Raw genomic sequence first — 24,624 nt, forward strand, 5'->3', positions numbered from 1 at the left:
TTCCTGAATTTCCGCCGGTTTGCCGGTTCCGCCCCCTCCCGCCGACTCGAGTCGGCTTCCTCCCTCCCGGCGCACCGATCCGTCCACCGCCGGATGCGGCGGATGGGCGCTGTGCGCCTTTGCCGCGGCATCGGCGATGGCGGAGCCATGGCGGGGATGTGAATGCGCTATGGATAAATTCGGCGAACATGTGACTGGGTTGTCCGAATCTTTGGACAAATACCCCAAAAGGAGTGCGAATCGCCGCTTGGTCAGAAATCCTGCCGTTTATTTGCCGTCGAAAAGTCGTCGGGGGGGTGGTACTACCAATCAAAAGAAAAACGCGTTCAAAGCAGACACGCCCGAAAAACCCGAGAGGAGAAAACCACCATCATGCGTACGGCGACGAAGGATCTGGCAGGCGACTTGCGGCAGCAGCTGGCCGAACTGGTGCGCAGCCGGGTTCCGAACGCGCGGGCGGAGCGCTTCGTGAAGCGCTTCTACGCCAACGTGCCCCCCGACGACCTGCTGCGCAGCACGCCGGAACAGCTTTACGGCGCGGCACTGGCCATGTGGCAATGGGGCCAGCAGCGCACCGCAGGCCGGCCCAAGGTGCGCGTCTACGCGCCGCGTCTGGACGAGCACGGGTGGCAGGCCGAACGCTCGGTGGTGGAGATCGTCAACGACGACATGCCCTTCCTGGTCGATTCCGTCACGGCGGAGCTGAACCGGCAGGGCGTCACCGTCCACCTCATCATCCATCCCGTCACCCGCGTCGTCCGCGACGCCGACGGCCGCATCGTCGAGCTGCTGGAACCCGGCGAGGAAGCCGACGGCGCGCATGACGAATCCTTCATGCACTGCTCCATCGACCCGCTGTCGGACCCGGCCGCCCAGGCCCGCCTGCGCGAGGGCATCGAGCGGGTGCTGGCCGACGTCCGCGCCGCGGTCGAGGACTGGATGCCGATGCGCGAGCGCGTGCGCGCCGCCCGCGACGACATCGCCCACGCCCCCGACGCCGAGGAATCGCAGGAGGCGGCCGATTTCCTGAGCTGGATCGACGACGGCAACATGACCCTGCTGGGCAGCCGCCTCTACACCGCCACCATCGGCGGCGCCGGCCAGGAGCCCTGGCTGGAGCTGGTCGAGGGCAGCGGGCTGGGCGTGCTGCGCGCCCCGGAGATCACCGTGTTCGACGAGCACGGCCACGCCGCCGTGCTGCCGGAGGAAATCCGTGCCTTCCTGCACCAGCCGCGCGCCCTGCTGGTGACCAAGGGCACCCGGCAGGCCACCGTCCACCGCTCGGTCCCGCTCGACGCCATCCTGGTCAAGCGCTTCGACGGCGAGGGCAAGGTGGTCGGCGTCACGCTGGCGGTCGGCCTCTTCACCTCGGTCGCCTACAACCGCAGCCCGCGCGAGATCCCGTTCCTGCGCCGCAAGGTCGCCCGCGTGATGACCCGCGCCGGCTTCGACCCGTCGGGCCATGACGGCAAGGCGCTGCTGAACATCCTTGAGACCTACCCGCGCGACGAGCTGTTCCAGACCCCGTCGGACGAGCTGTTCGAGACGGCGGTCGGCATCCTCTACCTGCAGGAACGCCAGCGCCTCGCTCTGTTCGTCCGCCGCGACCCGTTCGAGCGCTTCGTCTCCGCGCTGGTCTTCGTGCCGCGCGACCGCTACGACACCGCGCTGCGCCGCAAGATCCAGTCGGTCCTCGAATCCGCCTTCCACGGCACCTGCACCTCCTACTTCACCCAGCTGTCGGACAGCGCGCTCGCCCGCCTGCACCTGATGGTGAAGACGGAGCCGGGCAAGCTTCCCCCGTCGACATCGGCGAGATCGAAGCGCGGCTGGTGCAGGTTTCCCGCAGCTGGGCCGACCGCATGCGCGACGCGCTGGTCGAGGCCCATGGCGAGGAGACCGGCAACGCCCGCCTGCGCCGCTACGCCGACGCCTTCCCGGCCGGCTACCGCGAGACCTTCCCGGCGGAAACCGCGGTCCACGACATCGACCGCATCGAACGGGCCCTGACCGAACAGCGGCTCGGCATCGTGCTGTTCCACCCGCTGGAGGCCGACGGCGACGAGCTGCACGTCAAGATCTACCACCAGGGCCGGCCGGTGCCGCTGTCCGACGTGCTGCCGATGCTGGAGCACATGGACCTGAAGGTGATCACCGAGCAGCCCTACGAGGTCCGCCCGGCCGGCGGTTCCACTCCGGCCCAGTCGGTCTGGATCCACGACTTCGCCGCCCGCACCCAGAACGGTCTGCCGGTCGACTGCGTCAAGGTCAAGCAGACCTTCCAGGACGCCTTCGCCGACATCTGGGACGGCCGGATGGAGGATGACGGCTTCAACCGTCTGGTGCTGCGCGCCGGTCTGGCCGGCCGCGAGGTCACGATCCTGCGCGCCTACGCCAAGTACCTGAAGCAGGCCCGCTTCGCCTACGCCCAGGACACCATCGAGACGACGCTGGCCGCCCACCCGCAGACCGCCCGCCTGCTGTCCCGCCTGTTCGCCGCCCGCTTCGATCCGAAGAACCTTGTCGAAGAGGCGCCGATCCTGGAGCAGATCGAGACCGCGCTGGACGCCGTCACCAACCTCGACGACGACCGCATCCTGCGCCGCTTCGTCAACCTGATCCGCGCCACGCTCCGCACCAACGCCTATCAGACCGGGCCGGACGGGGCGCCCAAGCCGCACCTGTCCTTCAAGCTGGACAGCGGCTCCATCGAGGAGCTGCCGCTGCCCCGCCCGTGGGTGGAGGTCTTCGTCTACAGCCCGCGCATGGAGGGCGTCCATCTGCGCGGTGGCAAGGTCGCCCGCGGCGGCATCCGCTGGTCCGACCGCCGCGAGGATTTCCGCACCGAGATCCTCGGCCTGATGAAGGCGCAGATGGTGAAGAACACCGTCATCGTGCCGGTCGGCTCGAAGGGCGGCTTCGTCGTCAAGCGTCCCCCGCCCGTCAGCGCCGGCCGAGAGGCGGCGCTCGCCGAAGGCATCGAGTGCTACAAGATTCTGATGCGCGGCCTTTTGGACATCACCGACAACTTCGCCGCCGACGGGTCCGTCGTGCCGGCGAAGGATGTGGTGCGCCATGACGCCGACGATCCCTATCTGGTGGTCGCCGCCGACAAGGGCACGGCCACCTTCTCCGACATCGCCAACGGCGTTTCCATCGACCACGGCTTCTGGCTGGGCGACGCCTTCGCGTCCGGCGGCTCGGCCGGTTACGACCACAAGGTGATGGGCATCACCGCCCGCGGCGCCTGGGAATCGGTGAAGCGCCATTTCCGCGAGATGGGCACCGACATCCAGACCACCGACTTCACCGTGGTCGGCGTCGGCGACATGTCGGGAGACGTGTTCGGCAACGGCATGCTGCTGTCGAAACACATCCGCCTGCTGGCCGCCTTCGACCACCGCCACATCTTCCTCGACCCCGATCCCGATGCGGCGACCAGCTGGGAGGAGCGCAACCGGCTGTTCGCCCTGCCCCGCTCCTCCTGGGCCGATTACGACCGCTCCAAGCTCTCCGCCGGCGCCATGATCGTCGAGCGCAGCGCCAAGACGGTGGAGCTGACGGCGGAGGTCCGCGCCCGCTTCGGCATCGAGCAGGCCCATCTGTCGCCGGTCGAGCTGATGCGCCGCCTGCTCACCGCCGAGGTCGATCTGCTGTGGTTCGGCGGCATCGGCACCTACATCAAGGCCGCGACCGAGACCAACGCCGAGGCCGGCGACAAGGCCAACGACGCGCTGCGCATCGATGGCGGCCAGATCCGCGCCAAGGTGGTCGGCGAAGGCGCCAACCTGGGCGTCACCCAGCGCGGCCGCATCGAGGCCGCGCAGAAGGGCCGCGACGGCAAGGGCGTCCGCCTGAACACCGACGCCATCGACAATTCGGCCGGCGTCGACACCTCCGACCATGAGGTGAACATCAAGATCCTGCTGGGCGACGTCATGGCGCGCGGCGACATGACGCTGAAGCAGCGCGACACCCTGCTGGCCGCCATGACCGACGAGGTGGCGGGGCTGGTGCTGGCCGACAACTACCGCCAGACCCAGGCCCTGACCATCGCCGAGGCGCAAGGGGCCGGCCTGCTGGAAGCCCAGCTGCGCTTCATCCGCAATCTGGAGCGCAACGGCCGGCTGAACCGCGCCATCGAGTATCTGCCGACCGACGAGGAGCTGGCCCAGCGGATGGCCGAGCGCCGCGGCCTGACCCGGCCGGAGCTGGCGGTGCTGCTGGCCTATGCCAAGATCACGCTGTACGACGATCTGCTGGCCTCGGAGCTGCCGGACGATCCGGCGACGGTCGAGGATCTGCTGCGCTACTTCCCGCAGCCGCTGCGGGACGGCCAGGGCGAGGCGATCTCGCGCCACCGCCTGCGCCGCGAGATCATCGCCACCGCCGTCACCAACAGCCTGGTCAACCGCGTCGGTCCCACCTTCGTCCGCGACATGGTGGAGAAGACCGGCCTCGGCCCGGCGGATGTCGCCCGCGCCTATGCCATCGCCCGCGACGTGTTCCAGCTGCGCCCGCTGTGGGACGCCATCGACGCGCTCGACACCGTCGTGCCGGCGGCCTTGCAGACGGCGCTGATGCTGGAGACCATCCACCTGCTGGACCGCGCGGTGGCCTGGTTCCTGGCCCACAGCCCGCACCCGCTGGATCTGGGCCGCGAGTCCGCCGCCTTCCGTCCGGGGGTGGAGGCTCTGGCCGCCGGGCTGGACCGCTTCCTCGACGAGGAGGAGTCCTCGCGCCTCGCCACCCGCATCGCCGACGCCATTGCCCAGGGCGTGCCGGAGGATCTGGCCCGCCGCATCGCCGCCTTGCCGGTTCTCGCCGCCGCCCCCGATCTGGTGCGGATCGCCGAGCGCACCGGCCGCGCGGTGGAGGGCGTCGCCTCGGTCTATTTCGGCCTTGGCCGCCGCTTCGGCCTGGAATGGCTGCGCGACCGCGCCAGCACGGCGAAGGTCGACAACCACTGGCAGCGTCAGGCGGTCGCCGCCATCGTCGACGACCTGTTCGCCCACCAGAGCGCCTTGACCGTGCGCGTGCTGGAAAGCGAAGGCGACGAGGCCGCGGCGGTCGATGGCTGGATCGCCACCCGCAATCTGGTGGTCGAGCGGGTCGAACAGCTTCTGGCCGAACTGCGCGCCCAGCCGGCGGTCGATCTCGCCATGCTGGCTGTCGCAAATCGGCAGCTGCGCGGCCTGATCGCCGGGTAACCCTGTCACAGAGATAGGAGACGCTCGGTTCGGATGGCTTGGCTGCACTGTCCTGCGCAGCCGGGCCTTTCGGAGTGCCGGTGCCTTTACAGGCACGTTCGGGTACCGGCTTTCAGTCTCCTCGCCTCGGGCGGATCCACCTGATCGTGGATCCGCCCATTTTCTTTTCTCCTGCGTATCTCGGGGGTTGGGTAGCAACGGAACAGAAAACCTGCACAAGGAGCTTTCCCGGACCGAAGGGGCGTTACACGACGCGGGAATGTTGAACGGGCGGCTGCATCAGTTCGATGGTGATACCATCCGGACCGGAGATGTACGCGACCATTGTTCCGCATCGGGGGCCGGCTGGTATCGGCTGCGGCGAACCTTTCACTGCCCACCCCGCCGTCTCAACCCGCGCGATCGCCTTGCGGATATCCGCAACCGTGATGGCGATGTGCGCGGCACCGATCGCACCTGCGCTACGAGGTGTCTGGCCCAGCGTACGGCCTGTCGAATATTCGAGGAGTTCGACAGGGTAACCGTTTGGAGCCGTCACCAGCGCCATTCGGCAGCGCGGATCGTCAACCCCCGTGGCCTCCCGTAGAAACTCCCCACCCATCTCTCCTCGGCGAGCAAGGTCGAAACCCATCGCCTCAGTCCAAAACTGGATCGCCTCCTCCAACGAGGCGACCGAGAATCCCGTATGGTCCACAGCTATCACGCCAGCATCTTCGGCCATTTTCAATCCTCTCATATCGACCAGTTACGTCTGTGCCCGAGCTGACGACGGCTTTGCGGCTTCACCGCTCGGCCTATCACTACGATGGCGGCTACCGGTCACATATGGTCCGACAAACCCCGGTTTGATGTTACGCAGCACGGCCAATCCTAAAAATCCCGAAACAACTGCCAATCCAGACGACAAACCGTGAAATCCTTATGTAGGTTTTCTGTTCCGCTGCTACTCAGACCCCTATCTCCCACTTGCGGCGGGGAAATGCCCTCTCCCGCCTCTCGCACAAACGAAGTTTGTACTGACGGCGTCAGGCGGATCGAAGATCCGCTGAAAGCCCCGGGACAGGGAGGCATATGCGACAGCTCTCTGAACCGTGGCAGGCTTTCCAACTCGAAAGCAACTTTAACGATTTGGCCTGTCGCAGCCGACTCAACCGCCGATGCGCCCAGGATGGTCGCTGTCCAGCAGCGCCTCCACATGCCGGCAGAGCGGGCCGAGCAGCGCCGGCCACTCATTGTCGGTGCGCTCCAGGAACGCCGTGCGCACGCGGTCGCGTTCGGCGGCCAGACCGGCCGGCCCCAGCTCGTGGAAGATGTGGCGCAGGTTCTCCCGGTTCGTCTCCTGCGCCGCCGGGTCGTAGGACCAGCCGAAGCGCGGGTTGCCCGCCCCGTCCCACCAGTCGCCATGGCCGTAGATGGCGAAGCCCGACAGCAGATACTCGATCATGTTGATCGGCCCGGTCTCCAAGTAGGAGGTGTTGCCGACGATCAGGAAATTCTGGCGCAGGAAGGCCATCAGGTCGGCCCGTCCCTTCGGCACATGGGCGGCGACGCTGAAGTCAGTGTTCTCCTGCAAGCCGATGTCGCGCAGGGTCTGGATCAGCTCCGCCGAGTTCTTCCGCGGACCGCCGTGATAGACCAAGCTCCAGCGGCACGCGCCAGGGCGAGAAGCCCGCCCGCGCATCGAACACATCGCGGCTGAGCTGGGCATGCCAGTGCATGCGGCTTCGGATAGGCGTCCGGCGGCTACGGGAAACTGACATGGATGATGGGATCGCTCATCCCCGCTCTCCCATGGTCGCAGCCAGCATGTCCAGAATGCGCCGCGTGGCGTCGGCCGGATCGATGTCGGCGATGCAGTGCGCCTCGGCCGCCAGACAGGACACGGTGCAGGGCGGCACCGCCGCCTCGGGCCGCAGGACCAGCGCCCGCTCCTCTCGCCCGCCGGTCCAGGGCCGGAAGCGCTCCGGCGCGTGGAAATGGTTGGGATCGCCGCCGATGGGATGGCAGGAGAACACCGCCACCGGCACCCCGGCCGCCGCCGCCAGATGGGCCGGGGCGGAATCCATGGTGATCGCCAGTGCCGCCTCCGCCATCGCCGCCGCGGCAACGCGCAGCGGGGTGGCGCCGGTCAGGTCGATGGCCCGTCCCGGCAGTGCCGCCAGAAGCGCGCCGGCAGCCGGCCGTTCCTCCATGGTGCCCAGCACGGCGACCCGCGCATCGAGCGCGCCCGCGACGGCGGAGACCACCGAGGCCAGCCGCTCGGCCGGATAGACACGGCGCAGGCTGGCCGCGCCCGGCGCCACCACGATCAGCGGCCGGCCATCCCCAGGGCGGTCGCCGGACCCGAGAAGCCGCCGCGCCGCCGCCCTGTCCTCCGCCGTCAGCGCCAGTTCCAGCGGCCCCAGATCCGCTCCCGCGCCCAGCGCCTCCAGCAGCGCCGCGTTCTGCTCCACCTCGTGCCGCCCCGGCGGCGGGGCCAGCGCCAGCCCATAGGCACGGTCGAAGCCCTGGTTGCCGTCGGCCTTCCACGGCGTGACCCGCTCGGAGAAACCGGCGACCAGCTTTGCCCGGCTGTTGGCGGCCAGCGTCGTCGCGCCATGGCGGTCGAAGTCGTAGCGCGGCACCAGCGCCAGATCGAAGCCGGCGCGGTAGCACTCGGCAAACAGTTTCAGCCCGCCGGGGGTGATGCCGCGGAAATCGATGCCGCCGCCCTCCTTCGGCCGCGGCGCCACCACCCCGTCGACCCAGCGGCAGGTCAGCGCCAGATCCGCCACCGCCTCGCGCACCGCCAGCAGGATGCGCGCCTGCGGGGCGGCGGCGCGCAAGGCCCGCAGGAAGGGGGTCGCCATCACGAAGTCGCCGGCCTCGTCCAGCTTGACGACCAGGATGCTGCGGACGGCCGCCAGATCGCAGACGCTCATCACCGCCCCTCCCCTACTGAAACGTCGAAGGCCGCCACATCGAAGGCGACCGCCGGCAGCCCGGCGCACCAGCGGCGCCATGCGGTGCGATAGCCGGCCTCCACCGCGCGGGCATAGCCGGGCTCGTCCATCAGGACCGACCGCCGCATCCGCTCGCGCAGGCCCTCTCGCTGCGCGTCGAGGAAGGCGCGGTCGGTCGCCAGCCGGACACCCTGCGCCAGATAGGCCTCATCGTCCCTCGTCACCAACGCCGCCATCCCGACGGCATCGATCAGGGTCGCCCCCCAATGGCCGATCAGGGTCGGCCCGGTCCGGTTCAGCACCGGCACGCCCATCCACAGCGCGTCGCAGATCGTCGTTCCGCCATTGGCGAAGACGGGGTCGAGCGCCACGTCGATGGTGACGTAGTCCTGATAGGGATCCGGGGTGATGCCGCGCAGTTCAAGCCGCTCCGCCGCGATGCCGTGCCGGGCGAAGGCGGCCAGCAGGCGCCGGTCGGCACCGCCGCCGCTGCCCAAGCCCCGCCATTTCAGCACCAGCTTCGCCGTCGGCACCAGCGCCAGCAGCCGCGCCCACAGCGCGATGGTGGCGGCGTTCACCTTGGTGATGTTGTTGAAGGACCCGAAGGTGATGTGGCCGCGGCGCTCCAGCGGCGGCTGGATCGGCGGCGCGAAGGCGGAGTCCGCCGGGCGGTAGCACAGCACGCAGCCCGGCAGCCGGATCAGCTTTTCCGCATGCAGCGTGTCCGCCCCCGGCGGCGCCAGGCGGGGATCGGCGAGCTGGTAATCGACGGCGTCGAGGCCGGTGGTGTTGGGATAGAGCGGCAGGCTGACCTGAACCGGCGCCGGGCGGCGCGCCATCAGGGCCATGCGGTTGCGCGACATGTGGCCGCCGGCATCGACCAGCAGGTCGATGCGGTCCTCCCGGATCCGGCGGTCGAGTTCCTCGTCGGTCAGCACCGCCACGTCGCGCCAGCGGTCGGCTGCCGCCTGGAAACGCTCGGTGGTGGCATCGCGGCTGCGGTCGTTGTGGTAGCAGGTGACCTCGACCCTCCCGCGGTCGTGCCCCTCGATCAGCGGCAGCAGGAAGTGATAGCCCGGCCCCGGATAGCGCTGGAAATCCGGCGACAGGTAGCCGACGCGCAAGCGCCTCTCCGGGTCGCGGCTCTCCACCGCATGGGGAACGGCCGGGACCGCCGGCAGATGGCGTTGGAAGGCGCGATGCTCGCGGAAGACCTCGACCGGATCGGCCCGGTCGTCGAAGCACAGGCAGAACAGCATGTTGGAGCGGATCGCCGCGTCGTCCGGCGTCCGGTCGAGCGCCGCGCGGAAGGCCGCCACCGCCTCCCCATGCAGCCCCAGCGCCATCCGGGCGACCCCGAGATTGGAGTTGGCGAGCGCCAGCTGGTCCATGTCCTGCGCGATTTCGCCGAGCCGTCTGGCGCGGTCGAGGGGCGGGATCGCCTCCTCCGCCGCGTTGGCCTCCAGCAACAGGGTGCCGATGTTGACCCAGGCCGCCACATCGTCGGGCGTCAGCACCAGCGCCCGCCGGTGCCAGGACAGCGCCGCCTCCGGCTGCAAGGCCAGCTGGAAGGCGGATCCGGCATTGGCGGCGAGTGCCGCATCGTCGGACGCCACCCGCACCGCACGCAGCACCGCCGGCACGGCCCCCGCCATCCCCAGCGTCGCCCGCGCTAGTCCCAGCCCCGACAGCGCAAGGCCGGAGTCCGGCCTCAGCGCCAGCGCGTGGCGGTATGCCCGCTCCGCCGCCGCGATCCGCCGCCGGCCATAGAGCCGGCCGGCCAGCGCCAGCACCACATCCTCGGCCAGCGGGTCCAGCCGCGCCAGCCGTGTGAGCCAGACCAGCTCCTGCGCCGGCCCGGTCCCGGAACCGCCCAGGCTGCGGACCGCCGCCGCCTGCGCCGGCACCAGCGCCAGCAGCCGGCGGGTCGCCGCCCAAGCGGCTCCGTTGCCGCCCAGCTGCCGGGACAGCTGCATGTATTGCTCCAGCGGCTCCGCCATCTCCGGCGCCCGTCCCGCCAGCGCCCGGAAGGCCGCCGCCGCCCCGGCGATCCGGCCGCCGTCGCGCAGGGCCGCTCCCCGGTTGAAGGCCGCCAGGATCCGGTGCGGCTCCAGCGCCGCCGCCCGCCCGTACCAGTCGGCGGCCGGCAGGAAGCGCCCGCAATCGTAGAGCGCGTCGCCCAGATCCGCCGCGGTGCCGGCATCCGCCGGTTCCAGCGCCATCGCCCGCAGCAGCGCCTGCGCCGCCGGCTCCTGCCGGCCCAGCCGCGTCCAGCCCGCCGCCTCCAGCCGCGGCAGCGACGGATCGAGCGGCGCCAGACGGCCCGCCGAGCGGAAGGCAGTCGCCGCATCCTCCCATTGCTCCGCCGCCTCCAGCAGACGGCCCAGATTGGCATGGAAGAGCGGCTGGCTCGGGTCGGCCTTCACCGCCTGCCGGATCCGCTCGATCCCCTCCATCACCGCACCGGTCTGCGCCTTGATCAGCCCCGACAGGTGCAGCGCGTCCGCCTGCTGCGGCAGCCGCTTCAGCACCTGTTCGTAGAGCGTCGCCGCCTCGGCCAGCTGCCCAGCCTGATGATGGGTGACGGCACGGGTCAGCAGCGCCTGTGCGTCGGCGGTCCCGGCCGGGCGATGTGGCGGGCGATGGTTCGGTTTCATCCGCTGGCGGCACTCTCTGGTGGTCCGGCGGATAATGCTGGTCGACCGGCCCCCGGACAAGCGGGAGTTCGGGCAGGGGTTCGGCTGCGCGCTGAAGCGCCAGTTCACGCTGCCGGTCGGCCAGGGCGGCTTCGCGGGCGCGGGTGCGGCGGCGCTGCTCCTCGGTGCGGGCGCGCAGCTGCTGTTCCTGGCGCAGCCGGCCCGCCAGCCGCCGCAGATCGTCGGCGGCGCGGCTTTCCACCGCCGGCGGCAGGGCGCCCAGCGCCTCGCGGAAGTCGCCCAGCGTCGGAAAGCGGCTCCAGCCGCTGCGGAAAGCCGCCCACACCGCATCGAAGGCCGCCATCCAGCGGTCGGCCGGCCAGTCCGCCATCGCCCGCACATCGGCCTCCAGCAGGTCGGCGTCGGGCAGCTCCAGCGCGAAGCGGTCGGCCAGCTTCTCCAGCCCGATCAGCACATTCTCGATGCCGATCGGCGGGGTCAGCGTGCCGATGGCCTGCTCGACCCGGTCGGCGAGCGCACCGATCTCGTCCGGCGCCAGATCCTGGGTCTCGAACCGCAGATCCGCGGCGTCAAGCCTGGCCAGCGAGGCGAAGCCGCAAGGCTGCGAGGGTGTCGCGGTTGCGGCCGGCGGCATCGGACGCAGGGCCGGCACGCAGGCCACCGCTTCGGAGTTCGGCACGGAGTTCGGGGCGACGGTCATTGCGGGGCTCCCGGCGGGGTTGGGCGGTGGAGGACTGGACGAAAGGCTGTTCGGCTGGCTGCTCCACCGGCTGCTCCACCGGGGCCACCAGCTCCCGGGCGATCCAGCGGCGCCATGCGGCCCCCGGATCCGGTGGGCGGTAGCCGTTGCGGCGGTGGGCCTTGCGGCACCAGGACACGAACTTCGCCGTCACCCGGCCGGCATCGACCTCCGGACGCTCCAGGGCCGCCCAGGCCAGATCGGCGGCATCGGGCTGCCAGTCGGCCGGCAACGCCTCGTCCTGCCGACCCATCCCCCCGCTCTGGAGGCCCCCGCCCTGGAGGGAGGAGGAGGATTCAGGATTCTGGGAGTCTATGGAGATGTCGGCCGGCGAACCGCTGCTGTCAGCCGGCTGACAGGACATGCCGGCGGTAAAGCCCTCCATCCCCGCCAGCTGATAGGCGAATCCGCGCAGGCCCCGCCGCGGCTTGGCGCAGACCAGCGCCGCCGCGGAGTCCGAAGGAGCGTCCTGCGCGGCTTTCTCCTGCAGGCCCTTCAGCACGGCATTGAACCAGGCGCGGCTTTGCCCAAGCTCCTCGGCCAGCTCGCCTTGCGTGGCGGTGCAGACACCGTCGCGGTCGGCATGGGCGTAGAGCGCGGACAACACCGCGATGTCGGCGGCCTGGATGCCGGGCACGGCAATCCAGCGCCTGTACATGTCGATGTATGGCTTCATTGCATTACCCGTCTGTCGGTCGATCCCTGGGACGGGTGAAGACAAAGGAAGAGCGTCAACGGATTCGCAGTGAATCCGCTTGGCTTTGCGGGCCTGCCCTGCCATCATGGAGTCGCCAAACCGCCAGATGTGGGGTGCCCGGGGTCTTCCTCGGTCTCCTCCGTCCGACACGAAGGGCCCGGAGCAATCCGGGCCCTTCGTGTTTCCGGAGGTCGGTCCTCCGCTACGTCATGATGCTCTCCGTCACGATGCCCTCTTCGGATTGCCTGAGATTCAGGTTGTCTGAGATTGACGTTGCCTGGACCGAATACCGCCCGTCACACCGGCGCGTGGCGCCGGCCAGGAGCTGGCATGGGCGCACGACGACGGCATGAGGGCGGTTTTCGCCCGTTTTTTGAAATGTGTACGTGGCGTTGCGCGTCTGTCCACGGTCTTGGAAGAATCGCCGGGGGACGGCATTTCGCGGACGCCTGCCTGGATTCTTGCGGAGGAATCAAGCACTTGCAGCACCGTTCCTCCGTCCGTCCGGGTCGAAGTGTCGCCGTTGTGCCGAAAGATTCGGCTCCAAACGTCGCCGTTGTGCCGAAAGATTCTTGGCCGTCGGCGGCTTGGGCGGATGGGATGGCCCAGCCGAACGTCGCCGTTCTGCCGAATGATGGAGCGGATTCCACCCCTCCCCTCCCCTCCCCGCTATGGAATCGGCGGAGAATCGGGTGGGAATCGGCCCTTCGGCGGATCGTCCGAACGTCGCCGTTCTGCCAGTCGATGCCCTCCCCAGGGGCCTTCCCGCCCGATCCCTCGACCCCAAGCCATGTAATAACCAAGGAAAATCAATATGTTGATCTGATGCTCCCCTGCCCCGTTCCTCCCCGGCACGGCAGAACGCAGACGTTGCCGCCACCGCGGGCCGGCCGGAGCGGCTCCGGCCCCCGCCGAATCCGCGTCCGGCTCCCGTCCGACGGCCCTCCCCCGCCACCGGCGGCAAAAACTGGCAGAACGGCGACATTCGACCGGGCATTCGGCGCCGCCCGCGGGAATCTTTCGGCAGAACGGCGACGTTTGGCCCGGCAGTGTGGAACCGGGCGGCAGGCTTGTGGATTATGGGTTCAACCCACTTGAGGCCGCCCGGGACCAGCGGAGAGATCGCATGACCCAGACCATCAACGCCGAGCTGCTCGACCGGCCGCTGCAATTGGCTCTGCGGCTCGATTCACCGCTGACCGGCGATGTGCAGAACGACCGCCACATGATGGTCTACAGCCTGTTCGGCCTGTCGAAGGACAAGGCGGAATCGCTGCCGACCTACGATGACGGGAAGGTGCGGATCGAGGTGCGGGCGCCGAAGAATGTCGGCGTTGCGACGATCTGGGACAAGGCGGTGCTGCTCTACGCCATCTCGCTGCTGCGCGAGAAGATGGACTCCGGCAAGGGCTCCAAGCTGGGCGAGCTGCACTTCACCACCAGCGACCTCCAGCGCATCGTCGGCAAGACCGCCGGCGGCAGCGCCTACGACAAGATCGAAGGCGCGCTGGAACGGCTCCAGGGCACGCAGATCAAGACCAACCTGGAAACCGGCGGCGAGGGCGAGAGCGGCGCCTTCTCGTGGATTTCCGACTACAAGCTGCTCTACCAGCGCAAGAAGGACGGCGAGCGGGCGGTGCGCGGGCTGAAGCTGACGCTGTCGGGCTGGGTCACCCGCGCGGCGCTGGGCCACAATCTGCTGAGCTACGACGACCAGTATTTCGCGCTGAAGCCGGTGGAGAAGCGCCTGTACGAGATCGCGCGCGCCCACCTCGCCCGCGGCCATGCCTTCTGGATGGCGCTGGAGCCGCTGCGCAAGCGCGTCGGCTCCGACAACGACCTGCGCAAGTTCAAGAACGCGCTGAATCCCGTCCTGGCCGCCGACCGCATCCCCGGCTACGGCGTCCGCATCGTCGAGACGGCGGAATACAAGGAGACGATGAAGGCGCGCGGTGCCGTGCTGGGCCGCGTGCTGAACGCCGACCTGCCGGTGCTGTTCTGGAAGAAGAGCCAGGGCCAGCCGGAAAACTGGATCGACGTTCCCAAGGTGGAATACGACGAGACGGTGTGAACCCGCCGGTCGATGCCCATGGCGCGCTGATCCCCTCCCCATCCGGTAGACACCCGTTGCCGGAGTCGCGACGACTTGCTAGGGTCGCTGCCGACCGGTGCCGGGGCAGGAGGACGGGGCGTGACAGGGGAACAGTTGAAGGCGTTGCGGGAACGGCGCGGCCTGACCCAGACGCAGATGGCGGCGTTCGTCAATGAACTGACGGGCCGCAAATACGACAAGCAGCGGCTCAGCAAATGGGAAACCGGCAAGGAGGCCCTGCCGCGCGACGTGCTGGGCCGGTTGCTTCTACTGGATCTCGAACGGCCGGAAAGCCCCCTGCCCCGCCGCGGCACCACCGTCGCCGTCGGTTTGCAGAAGGGCGGCACCGCCAAGACGGCGACCTCGATCAATCTGGCCTTCATCCTGGCCCGTGCCGGCAACCGCGTGCTGCTGGTCGATGCCGACCCGCAGGGCAACGCCACCGTCCATGTCGGCGTGCCGCAGACCGACATCGTCGCGCTGACGGAGGCGGGCAGGGTCCTCTACCATGCGCTGATGGGCAAGACGCCGCTCGACGCGGTGATCCGCCCCACGAGCGTCGAGGGGCTGGACGTCGTGCCCTCCAGCATCGCGCTGGCCAGTGCCGACACCGAGCTGCCGGGCAACCTGACCAACGCCCAGACGGCACTGGCCGAGATGCTGGACGGGGTGCGGGACCGCTATGACGTGATCGTCATCGACTGCGCCCCCAACCTGGGTGCCGTCACCATCAACGCGCTGACCGCCGCCGACTATGTGCTGGTGCCCTGCCAGGCGGAGCCGCACGCCATCCTCGGCGTCAGCGCCTTCCTCGACACCGTCGCCAAGATCCAGCGGCGGCTGAACCCGCGGCTGGAGGTGCTGGGCATCCTGCCGACCATGGTCAACCCGCGCCAGACCCAGGACCGCTCGTCGCTCGACGACATCCAGCGCCTGTGGGGCGAGAGCCGCCGGGTGTTCCCGCCGGTGCCGCGCGCAACCATCTACGCCCAGGCCGCGGGCGCCAACGTCATCACGCTGGATGCCGACATCGGCGCACCGGGGGTGGAGAGCTATGCCGCCATCGCCTCGGCGCTGCTGACCGCCATGGGCCGCCTGCAGGAGACCGTCGATGCCGCCTAAGAAGCTGACCCGGCAGACCGCCGCCACCGTGCTCCAGGCCAAGGAGGCCGGCTTCGCCGCCGAGACCGACCGCATGTTCGGGCTGAGCGGCATGCTGCCCCGGCTGGTCGAGGTCGATCTGGACGCCGTCGAGACCAATCCCGGCCAGCCCCGCACGGTGTTCGACGACGAGTCCCTGCGCTCGCTGGCCGACTCCATCGCCCGCCACGGGTTGCAGCAACCTGTCCTCGTCCAGGAGGCGGAGCAGAAGGGCCGCTACCGGCTGGTGGCCGGCGAGCGGCGGCTGCGCGCCCACCGGCTGCTCGGCCGCGGCACCATCGCCGCCATCATCACCAAGGGCCGGCCCGAAGAGATCGCGCTGATCGAGAATGTCCAGCGCGTCGATCTCGACGCCATCGACCTCGCCCGCGGCCTGTCCCAGCTGATCGAGGCGCACGGCTACACCCAGTCGGAGGTGGCGGCGGCGGTCGGCTGTTCGGAGGCCGAGGTGTCGAAGCGCCTGAAGGTGCTGCGCCTGCCCGACGACATCCTGGCCGATTACCGCGCCAACCCCGACGCGGTGTCGCGCTCCGCCCTGGTCGAGCTGGCCTTCGTCGAGGACGAGGCGGAGCTGCGCCGGCTGTGGCAGACGGCGCGCACCGGCGGACTGACGGTGGGTGCGGTTCGGGCCGCCCGCCCGGCGGCGTCCAGCACGGCGGAACCGATGCGGGTGCTGGGCAAGGCGATCAACCGGATGGACAAGGATCTGGCCGCCATCGACACCGTCGCCCAGGCCTTGCAGCGCGAGCACCGCGAGCGGCTGCAGGCTCTGCGCGACCGCATCGACGCCCTGCTGAACGGCTGAGGTTTCCTCCCTCTCCCCCGCTCACGCGCAAACTTCGTTTGCGCTGACGCGACAGGCGGACCATAGGTCCGCCGATAGCGGGGAGAGGGGATCCAATTTCGATTACGAAAGCCCGCTCCGGTTGTCCTTCAATCAGAAGGCGCGTTAAAGTTGCTTTCGATTGCGAAAGCATCTGGCGCTCGGCCAGGGTGACCGCCTGCCCCGCCCCGTGTTAAGGATTGCCTGCAAGACTATCGGGGGTACGGGTCAGCGATGCAGGCGGTGCGGAGACGACATTTCTTGAGCCTGCTCGGCGGCCTGCTCGGGGGCGCCAGTCTTGCCGCGGCCCTGCCCCGGCCGGCGATGGCCGCCGGCACCCTGCGCATCGGTTTCAAGTCCCTGCCCGGCGGACTCAATCCGCTGACCGTCAGCGATCTGGTCGCGCGTCAGGTCCTCGGCTCGATGTATGAGAGCCTGACCACGGTCGATCCCAAGGGCCGCATCCTGCCCGGCCTCGCCACCGCCTGGGAGGCGTCGGCCGATGCCCGTCGCTGGCGGCTGACCATCCGCGACGGCGTCACCTTCCACACCGGCCGGCCGCTGATCGCGCGCGACGTCAAGCGCAGCTTCGAGGCGGCGCTCAGCGGCGACGGCGCCAACTTCGCCGTGCTGGCGCTGTCGAAGGTGCGGGGCTTTCGCGAGCTGCGGGCGAAGACCGCCGCCGAGCTGTCCGGCATCACCGTGATCGACGACCGGACGCTGGAGGTGGTCTGCGACGAGCCCTGCGCCGTCTTCCCCTTCGCCCGGCTGAACATCGTCGATGTCGAGGCGGCCGAACAGGCCGGCCCCGACTGGTTCCGCAGCCTGTCGGCGGGAACCGGCCCCTACCGGCTGGTGCGGTCGAGCGACGGCATCCGCATGGATGTGGAGGCCAACCCCGGCTGGCGCGGCGGTGCTGTGCCGTTCGAGCGGGTGTCCTTCCTCGCCACCGGCATCGGCAACGACGGCATCACGCTGTTCAACGACAGCCAGATCGACTTCACTTTCGTCGACACCGATGCGCTGCGCGGGGTGATGGACGATCCCGGCTTCAAGCGCTCGCTGTCGAATGTGCCGCGCATGCAGATGCGGGTGGTGGCGCTCGACCCGCGGCGGGTCAAGGCGTTCGGCGATCTGCGGGTGCGCCGGGCGATGTCGCTGCTGATCGACCGCAGCGCCATGGTGGAGCGCTTCTTCCGCGGCGTGGCGAGCGTCCACAACGGCATCGTCCCGCCGGCGCTGCTGTCCAACGAGAAGCTGGAGCCGCTGGTCTACGACCCGATGCTGGCCAAGCGCCTGTTGGAGGAGGCCGGCTATCCGGAGGGGCGCGGCATCGAGCCCTTCCAGGTTACCGTCGTGCCGGAATACCGGCGGGAATTCGTCTATTACGTCTCGCAGTGGAACAATGCCGGCATCCCGGCGAAGCTGGTGATGGCGCCGCGGCAGGAGTTCATCGCGCGCTCGCGCCGCCGCGATTACGACGCCTTCCTGTTCGGCTGGACCGCCACCTATCCCGACCCGATGAACTTCCTGGACGAGCTGTTCAGCAGCAGCAGCCGCTTCAATCCCGTCGGCTGGACCAGCGCCCGGTTCGACGGCCTGATCGAGCGGGCAATGGCGATCCCCGATCCCACCCAGCGGGCGGAGGTCTACAAGGACGCCGAATGTCTGGTGATGCAGGATTTGCCGGTGATCCCGCTGGTGGTGCCGGACTATGTGGCGCTGCGCGGCAATGTGCTGAGCGACAATTTCATCACGCCGTTCGGCGGCCTGAACTTCGGCTGAGGCGGAGGAGGGCAGGGCGACCGCATGAAAAAAGCCCCTGTCCGGATGCGGACAGGGGCTTTTCCGTTCTTACAGGGACGGGAACGTCAGGCGGCGCCCTGCGGCCGTGCTTCGCGCAGGCAATCCGCGGGCTTCGCCTCGCGCAGGCAGTCGGCCGGCTTTGCTTCACGCAGGCAGTCGGCCTGCTTCGCCTCTCGCAGGCAGTCGGCCTGCGCGGCCTCGCGCAGACAATCCGCTCCCTTCGCTTCCCGCAGGCAGTCGGCGCTCTTGGCTTCCCGCAGACAGTCGGCCTGCGCGGCTTCGCGCAGGCAATCCGCACTCTTGGCTTCGCGCAGACAGTCGGCTTGCGCGGCCTCCCGCAGGCAATCGGCGCCGGTGAGCAGGCTGGCGCTGTCGCTGCGGGCAGCCTCCATGCGTCCGGCCGGCACGGTCACCCCGTTGTGATGGAGATACTCGCCATAGACCGCCTCGCAGAAGCGGAAATAGGCGCGGGTGTCGGCGACGATGAACTCGTGCCACAGGTCGTCGCAGGCGGCCGATTGCGGAACGATGTCGCGGTCGGGATGCTCGGCGCAGGCCAGCAGGAAGGTCTTCAACTGGGCCAGCGCGATCTCGGACGTGCGGCGCGACATGCCCGCGGCGACCGCGCGGTCGACGACATAGCCGAAATCGAAGCCGGCGACGATGTCATGGGCACGAATGATGTCGGTCTTGCTGGCGCCGCGCATGGGATCCTCCGAAGCTGCTTTCGGTTCACCCTCGGATGGGGGGCGGAAATATCCGAGAGTACCGCTCGGATGTTGTGACACAGCATAAACCTGTATGTGAGATCATTTTTGGTCCTAAGCCCCAGGGTGGGGGACGGGGACCTCAAATCGTCGGAGTCTTATGCGGAGCGGCGATGCCGGCTCCCCCCGATACCGATACTGCTGCCGGCCGGGCCGCCGTCATCTGTTCCACCAGGGCCGACAGGCGATCCGGCATGATCGGCTTGGCGGCGACGATGACGCCCATCTCCGCCGCGCGGGCGGTGACGGCGCCGTCGAGCCGGCCGGAGATCAGCACCGCCGGGATCCTGAGCCCGAGCCGCTGCCAGAGGGTGCCGATGAAATCCAGGCCGTTCTCGGTGGCGGACAGGTGATAGTCGGCGATCACCGCATCGGGCCGGAAATCGCCGCCTTCGACCGCACGCAGCCCCTGGGCGACGCTGGAGGCGCCGACGACGCGATGGCCGGCGGTGTTGAGGAACATCGACACCGCGGACAGCACGAACTGGTCGTCGTCGATCACCAGGATGGCGATCTCGCCGCTCTTCGCCGGTGCGTCGGCCAGCGTCGCCAGCCCGGCGACGGCCACCGGGGCGGCCACCGGGGCGGCAGCAGGGGCAGGGGCGGGGGCAGAGGCAGGGGCGGGGACAATCGGACCTTCGGCCCGCCGCAGCGGCTCGCGGGCAGGCTCCAGGGCGGGCTCCAGGGCGGGCTCCAGGGCCTGTTCCACCGGCGCCAGCGGCAGGGTGACCGAGAAGACCGAGCCCTTGCCCGGCGTGGAGCGGACCTTGACCGGGTGATCCAGCACGCCGGCCAGCCGGCGGACGATCGACAGGCCGAGTCCGATGCCGTTGTCGCGGTTGCGCTCCGGGTTGCCGATCTGGTGGAACTCCTCCCAGATGGCGTCCAGCCGGTCTTCGGGAATGCCGATGCCGGTGTCGCGCACCTCGACGATCAGGCTGGCGCCGGACTCCAGGCAGGCGACCTGCACCTGCCCGCTGGCCGTGTAGCGGATCGCGTTGTCGATCAGGTTGCCCAGCAGGCGCAGCAGCAGCACCCGGTCGGTCAGCACCGGGGCGCGGTACTGGGGCACCCAGAAGGCCAGCCCCTTGTTGCGGGCGACCGGGCCATATTGCGAGTCCAGCGCGTCGAACAGGTCGGCGACCTCGTGCACCGCAATGTTGGCGGTGACGCCGCCGGCATCGAGCCGCGACACCTCCAGCAGCTCGTCCAGCAGCTGCTTCAGCGTCATCACCACCTGTTCGATCTTGCGCGCCGATTCCGCCACCTTGGGGTTGGGGGCGGTGGCGCGCAGCATGGCGGTCAGCATCAGCAGCGACTGGGCCGGCTGGCGCAGGTCGTGGCTGGCGGCGGCCATGAACTTCGCCTTCGACGCCACCGCCTGCTCGGCCCGCTCCTTGGCGATGTGCAAATCGATGGCGTTCTGGCGGAAGGTGTCGAGCGCCTTGGCCATGCGGCCGATCTCGTCGTCGCGGTGGCGCACCGGCACCGTCACCGTCACGTCGCCGGCGGCCAGGTCGGCCATGGCGCGGGTCATGCCGGCGATCGGCAGCGTCACCCCGCGCGTCGCCCAGATCACGCCCAGCACCACCAGCAGCAGCGTGACGGCGCCGATGCCGCCCAGCACCAGCACATGGTGGCGGATGGCCGCGTCGGTCGGCCCGGTGTCGAGCCGGACCAGCAGCGTGCCGATGGTGCGCGATCCGCCGGTGCGGTCCTGCCGGGTCAGCGGCACGGCGGCGGCAGTGGCGGCGGCGGTGGCGGCGGCGGCGGGATTGGCTGCCGCATCGGCCAGCACGGGCGAGCCCGGCTTGCGGTAGATGGCGAAGCGCTCGCCATGGGTGCCCAGGATCACCGCCTCGGCGAAGCTGTCGATCGAGCGCAGCGGGCTCAGCGCCGTCAGCGCCTCCTCCGGGTCGAGGTCCCACAGCGCGTTCGTCACGTCGTCCAGCACGATGCGGGTCGCCATCTCGGCGCGGATGGCCAGCTCGGCCCGGGTGTTGCGCACGTCGGACTGGATCAGCACGACCATCGGCACGGCGACCAGCACCGACACCAGCACCACCGCCGATGCGGTGGACCGGGCAACCAGGCTCCGCGAGAAGATCTTCAAGAACATGCCGAAGCCCACGAAAACACGACGAGCACGAACGACGCGCGGCGGCATTCTAGCCGAATCGGACGCCAAACACGACAGCGACGTCAATGCCAGCGGTTCATGCGGCTGTCATCCGTAGTAGTAGGAAAAAAGGCAGTATGACTGTTTCGAATCGTTTCTTCTTCTTGTTAAGTTGCGCGTGTAAAAATTCCCGCCGGGTTTCGACGCATTCGATTGGGAGCGGGGTAGCCGTTGGCGTAGCCGCCGGGGAGCGGAGCAATGGGAACGGGCATCATCATCGCCCTTGCGCATGGCGTCGGCCTGCTGGCGCTGGTCCTGCTTGCCTATCGCCATGTCCTGCGGCGGTTCGGCACCCGGCGCGGCGCCTTCGCGGCCTATTCCGGCCTGCTGTTCGGCGTGGCCGCCGTCCTCTCCATGCTGGACGCCTACCCGGTGGCCGACGGGGTGCTGGTCGACCTGCGCAACGCGATGATCGGTCTGGCCGGCCTGTTCGGCGGCTGGCCGGCGGCGCTGCTGTCGGCCGCCATCGCCGCGGCGGTGCGGCTGTGGCTGGGCGGGGTGGGGGCGGCGACCGGGCTTGCCGGGCTGGCCCTGACCGCGCTCGCCGCCCCGCTGCTGGCCCGCCCGATGGAGCGGCGCGCCGCCGGCCCCGGAAGCGGCCCCAGAAGCGGCAAGGGCGCCTTCGGCTTCGGCCTCCTGGCGCTGTTCGGTCTGGCGCTCGCACCGCTGAGCCTGCCGGCCGTCCTGCTGCTGCCCGATTTCGACCTCGCCATGCGGGTGATGGAGGAGGCGGCGCTGCCGCTGATCGCCTTCACCGCGCTCGGCATCGGCCTGCTCGGCACCATGCTGGCGCGCGAGCACCGGCGCGTCGCCGACGAGGCCATGCTGGCCGAGAGCGCCGCCCTGTTCCGCGCCGTCTTCGACAGCTCCGCCGACATCCATGTCGTGCTGCGGGTCAACCCCGGCGGCAGCTTCACCCTGCACTGCGCCAACGAGGCCGCCGCCCGCGCGATGGGCGAGCGGCTGGCCACGGCGCGCGGCAAGCCGCTCGACGCCCTGCTGCCGCCCGACCTCGCCGCCAAGGCGATGGCCGACCTGCAATCCTGCATCGATGCCGACGCCCCCACCCGCTTCGAGGAGCAGCACACCCACAATGGCGTCACCCGCTGGTGGGAGGTGTCGCAGGTGCCGATCCGCGACGAGAGCGGCGCCATCGCCCTGCTGTCGGTCGGCGCCCGCGACATCACCCGCCGGCACGAGGCCGAACGCGCGATCCGCGCCAGCGAGGCGCGCTACCGCCTGCTGGCGCGCGGCGTCACCGACATCATCGGCCGCATCGGGCTGGACGGGGTGCGCCGCTTCTGTTCGGAGGCGACGCGCGACAGCCTGGGCTGCCCGCCGGCCGAGCTGGTCGGCCGCCCGCTGGTGGAGCGGGTGCACCCCGACGACCGCGCCGCGCTGTCCGCCGGCCTGTCCCGCCTGACGCCGGACCGCCCGACCCTGAAGACCACCTACCGGCTGCGCCATGCCGACGGCCGCTGGGTGTGGATGGAGGCGGCGGTGCGGCTGGTCACCGACGATTGGGGCGCCCCGCAGGAGTATGTCAGCGTCGAGCGCGACGTCACCGCCCGCAAATTCATGGAGGCGGAGCTTCAGGACGCCCGCCACGCGGCGGAGGCGGCGAGCCGCAGCAAGTCCGAATTCCTGGCGAGCCTGAGCCACGAGCTGCGCACGCCAATGAACGCCGTCATCGGCTTCGCCGACCTGATCGCGCGGGAGTCGGAGGGGCCGGTCGGCACCGCCCATTACCGCGACTTCGCCGTCAACATCCGCGACAGCGGCCAGCATCTGCTGGAGCTGATCAACGAGATCCTGGACCATGTCCGCGCCGAATCCGGCCAGTTGATCCTCGACGACGAGCCGGTCGATCTCGACGCCGCCGCAACCTTCGCCGTCCGCCTGCTGACCCCGCGCGCCGCCCGCGCCGGCATCGCCCTGTCGGCGCGGGTCGCCCCCGCCGCCCGCCACTTGCGCGGCGACGAGCGGCGCATCCGCCAGATCCTGCTGAACCTGCTGTCCAACGCGGTGAAATACACGCCGTCCGGCGGGTCGGTGTCGCTGACCGCCGATCCGGCGCCTGACGGCGGCCTGCTGCTGGAGGTGCGCGACAACGGCGTCGGCATCCCCGAGCAGGATCTGGACCGCGTCCTGCTGGCCTACGCCCGCGTCGCCACCCCGGAGAACCGCCAGACCGAGGGCGCCGGCCTGGGCCTGCCGCTGACCCGCCGGCTGGTGGAGCTGCATGGCGGCGTGCTGACCCTGGCGAGCCGGGTGGGGCAGGGCACCACCGTCACCATCCATTTCCCGCCCGAGCGCGTCGCCGGGGAGACGGGCGGCGAAACCGCCGCCGCCCCAGCGGCCCATCCGTCGGCCCAGTCCGTGGGGGGCCGTCCCGGCCTGTCGATCCTGATGGTGGACGACGACCACAACATCCGCGAGACCGGCAGCGCCCTGCTGCGCAGCTGGGGCCACCGGGTGATTGCGGCCTCCGGTGCCGGCGAGGCGCTGGTGGTTCTGCGCGGGCCGGAGCCGCTGGACCTGCTGTTCAGCGACATCGTGATGCCGCCGGGCATGAACGGGGCGGAACTGGCGCGCGAGGCGCGCCGCCTGCGCCCCGACCTGCCGGTCCTGCTGGCGTCGGGCTTCGCCGCCCATGCGGTGGTTGCCGACGACGTGGCGATGGGCGGCTACGACCTGATCGCCAAGCCCTATGACGCGGCGGAGCTGCGCGGCCATCTCGACCGCCTGCGCCCGCCGGCCTCCCCCCGCCTCCCGGTACCGGCCAAAACCCCGACGCCAACCCAAGCCCCGGCCCAGGCCCCGGCCCGATCCCGAGCCAGCCCCCGATCCCGGAACCGCTCCCCGCCCCGGCCCCCGCCGCCGAACCGTCCTCTCCGCCGCCGGCCGAGGCCGAGCCGCCCGCCCCCCGTCCCGCTGCTGCCCTGCCGGCCGCTGCGGGCGGGGGCTTGCGCGTCCTTGTGGTGGAGGATGTGGAGATGAACCGCCTGCTGGCCGTCACGCTGCTGAAGCAGGCCGGCCACAGCGTCGCGGCGGTGGAGGACGGCGCCCAGGCGGTGGAGGCGGTGGCGCGGGCGGCCATGGGGGAGGATGGGGGCGAGCCCTTCGACGCCATCCTGATGGACATCAACATGCCGGTGATGGACGGTCTGGAGGCGACGCGCCTGATCCGCGCCATGCCGGGTCCGGAGTCCCGCGTCGCCATTGTCGCCCTGACCGCCAACACCTTCCCCGACGACATCGCCCGCTGCTACGAGGCCGGCATGGACTGCCACGTGCCGAAGCCCATCGACCGCGCCCAACTGCTGAGCGAGGTTGCGCGGTGCGTGGCTTCGCGGCGGGCAGTGGGGGCGATGGGGTAGGGGGCGGAGACCATAACGTTTGCTATCAACTTTGACAGAGCAAACTACTGGAGGAGTGAGTAATGCCGTATTCATAGTTGGGCAAGGAAGCAGAGGTGGTCATGGTCTAAGGGTTAGACGATACGGCATGGCCTAGATCGCTTCTAAATTTTGAAATGTAGATTGTGGTAA

The 24,624-nt window shown here is 69.8% G+C and carries 13 protein-coding genes and 1 pseudogene; 7 read left to right on the plus strand and 7 right to left on the minus strand.

Translation table 11 applies throughout. The annotated features are described in order from the left end of the window. Positions 1 to 372 precede the first annotated feature (372 nt). Positions 373 to 5,210, plus strand: a pseudogene (locus ACWPN8_RS22795) (NAD-glutamate dehydrogenase). 244 nt (positions 5,211 to 5,454) lie between these two features. Here the strand turns inward: ACWPN8_RS22795 and ACWPN8_RS22800 are convergent. The 5 genes from ACWPN8_RS22800 to ACWPN8_RS22820 form a co-directional block, all read right to left on the minus strand. Continuing rightward, positions 5,455 to 5,931 carry a VOC family protein gene (locus tag ACWPN8_RS22800; RefSeq protein ID WP_109451923.1) on the minus strand — a complete coding sequence of 159 codons (477 nt, stop codon included), beginning with the start codon at positions 5,929 to 5,931 and terminating at the stop codon, positions 5,455 to 5,457. Positions 5,932 to 6,357: 426 nt separating this feature from the next. Then, entirely contained in the window at positions 6,358 to 6,849 is a 492-nt protein-coding gene (locus tag ACWPN8_RS22805; protein ID WP_492242396.1) for a hypothetical protein, read from the minus strand. Positions 6,850 to 6,985: 136 nt separating this feature from the next. Next, the gene (locus tag ACWPN8_RS22810) at positions 6,986 to 8,131 is read right to left on the minus strand and encodes a glycosyltransferase family 9 protein (protein ID WP_492242397.1); all 1,146 of its coding nucleotides are present in this window, start codon (positions 8,129 to 8,131) and stop codon (positions 6,986 to 6,988) included. Continuing rightward, entirely contained in the window at positions 8,131 to 10,809 is a 2,679-nt protein-coding gene (locus ACWPN8_RS22815) for a tetratricopeptide repeat protein (protein WP_492242398.1), read from the minus strand. Before ACWPN8_RS22815 ends, ACWPN8_RS22810 begins: the two co-directional genes overlap by 1 nt. Positions 10,810 to 11,378: 569 nt before the next feature. Next, positions 11,379 to 12,224: a MarR family transcriptional regulator gene (locus ACWPN8_RS22820; RefSeq protein ID WP_492242399.1), complete on the minus strand. Its 846-nt coding sequence runs from the start codon at positions 12,222 to 12,224 to the stop codon at positions 11,379 to 11,381. Between the two features lie 1,147 nt (positions 12,225 to 13,371). On the opposite strand from ACWPN8_RS22820, the gene ACWPN8_RS22825 reads away from it, so the two are divergent. The 4 genes from ACWPN8_RS22825 (at position 13,372) to ACWPN8_RS22840 (ending at position 18,106) form a co-directional block, all read left to right on the plus strand. Beyond that, complete coding sequence (locus ACWPN8_RS22825; RefSeq protein ID WP_109451914.1) at positions 13,372 to 14,316, plus strand: replication initiator protein A; 945 nt, start codon at positions 13,372 to 13,374, stop codon at positions 14,314 to 14,316. 120 nt (positions 14,317 to 14,436) lie between these two features. Further along, positions 14,437 to 15,459, plus strand: a complete 1,023-nt coding sequence (locus ACWPN8_RS22830) for an AAA family ATPase (RefSeq protein WP_109451912.1) — start codon at positions 14,437 to 14,439, stop codon at positions 15,457 to 15,459. After that, the gene (locus ACWPN8_RS22835; RefSeq protein ID WP_492242400.1) at positions 15,449 to 16,303 is read left to right on the plus strand and encodes a ParB/RepB/Spo0J family partition protein; all 855 of its coding nucleotides are present in this window, start codon (positions 15,449 to 15,451) and stop codon (positions 16,301 to 16,303) included. The genes ACWPN8_RS22830 and ACWPN8_RS22835 overlap by 11 nt, the downstream gene beginning before the upstream one ends. Before the next feature lie 279 nt (positions 16,304 to 16,582). After that, the gene (locus tag ACWPN8_RS22840) at positions 16,583 to 18,106 is read left to right on the plus strand and encodes an ABC transporter substrate-binding protein (protein WP_492242401.1); all 1,524 of its coding nucleotides are present in this window, start codon (positions 16,583 to 16,585) and stop codon (positions 18,104 to 18,106) included. A gap of 86 nt (positions 18,107 to 18,192) precedes the next feature. On the opposite strand, the gene ACWPN8_RS22845 is transcribed toward ACWPN8_RS22840, so the two are convergent. Both ACWPN8_RS22845 and ACWPN8_RS22850 read right to left on the minus strand, forming a co-directional pair. Next, a complete protein-coding gene (locus ACWPN8_RS22845) occupies positions 18,193 to 18,834 on the minus strand; it encodes a UCP032817 domain-containing protein (RefSeq protein ID WP_492242402.1) in 642 nt (213 codons plus the stop codon). Between the two features lie 142 nt (positions 18,835 to 18,976). After that, positions 18,977 to 21,013: an ATP-binding response regulator gene (locus tag ACWPN8_RS22850; RefSeq protein WP_492242403.1), complete on the minus strand. Its 2,037-nt coding sequence runs from the start codon at positions 21,011 to 21,013 to the stop codon at positions 18,977 to 18,979. Between the two features lie 258 nt (positions 21,014 to 21,271). Between ACWPN8_RS22850 and ACWPN8_RS22855 the strand changes: the two genes are divergently transcribed. Together ACWPN8_RS22855 and ACWPN8_RS22860 are read left to right on the plus strand one after the other, a co-directional pair. Then, positions 21,272 to 24,073 carry a PAS domain S-box protein gene (locus ACWPN8_RS22855; RefSeq protein WP_492242404.1) on the plus strand — a complete coding sequence of 934 codons (2,802 nt, stop codon included), beginning with the start codon at positions 21,272 to 21,274 and terminating at the stop codon, positions 24,071 to 24,073. Beyond that, positions 24,070 to 24,453 (plus strand): response regulator, encoded by a 384-nt coding sequence (locus tag ACWPN8_RS22860; protein ID WP_492242405.1) that lies wholly within the window; start codon positions 24,070 to 24,072, stop codon positions 24,451 to 24,453. The genes ACWPN8_RS22855 and ACWPN8_RS22860 overlap by 4 nt, the downstream gene beginning before the upstream one ends. Positions 24,454 to 24,624 lie beyond the last annotated feature (171 nt).

This window comes from Azospirillum sp. UENF 112521 (genome assembly GCF_058780665.1).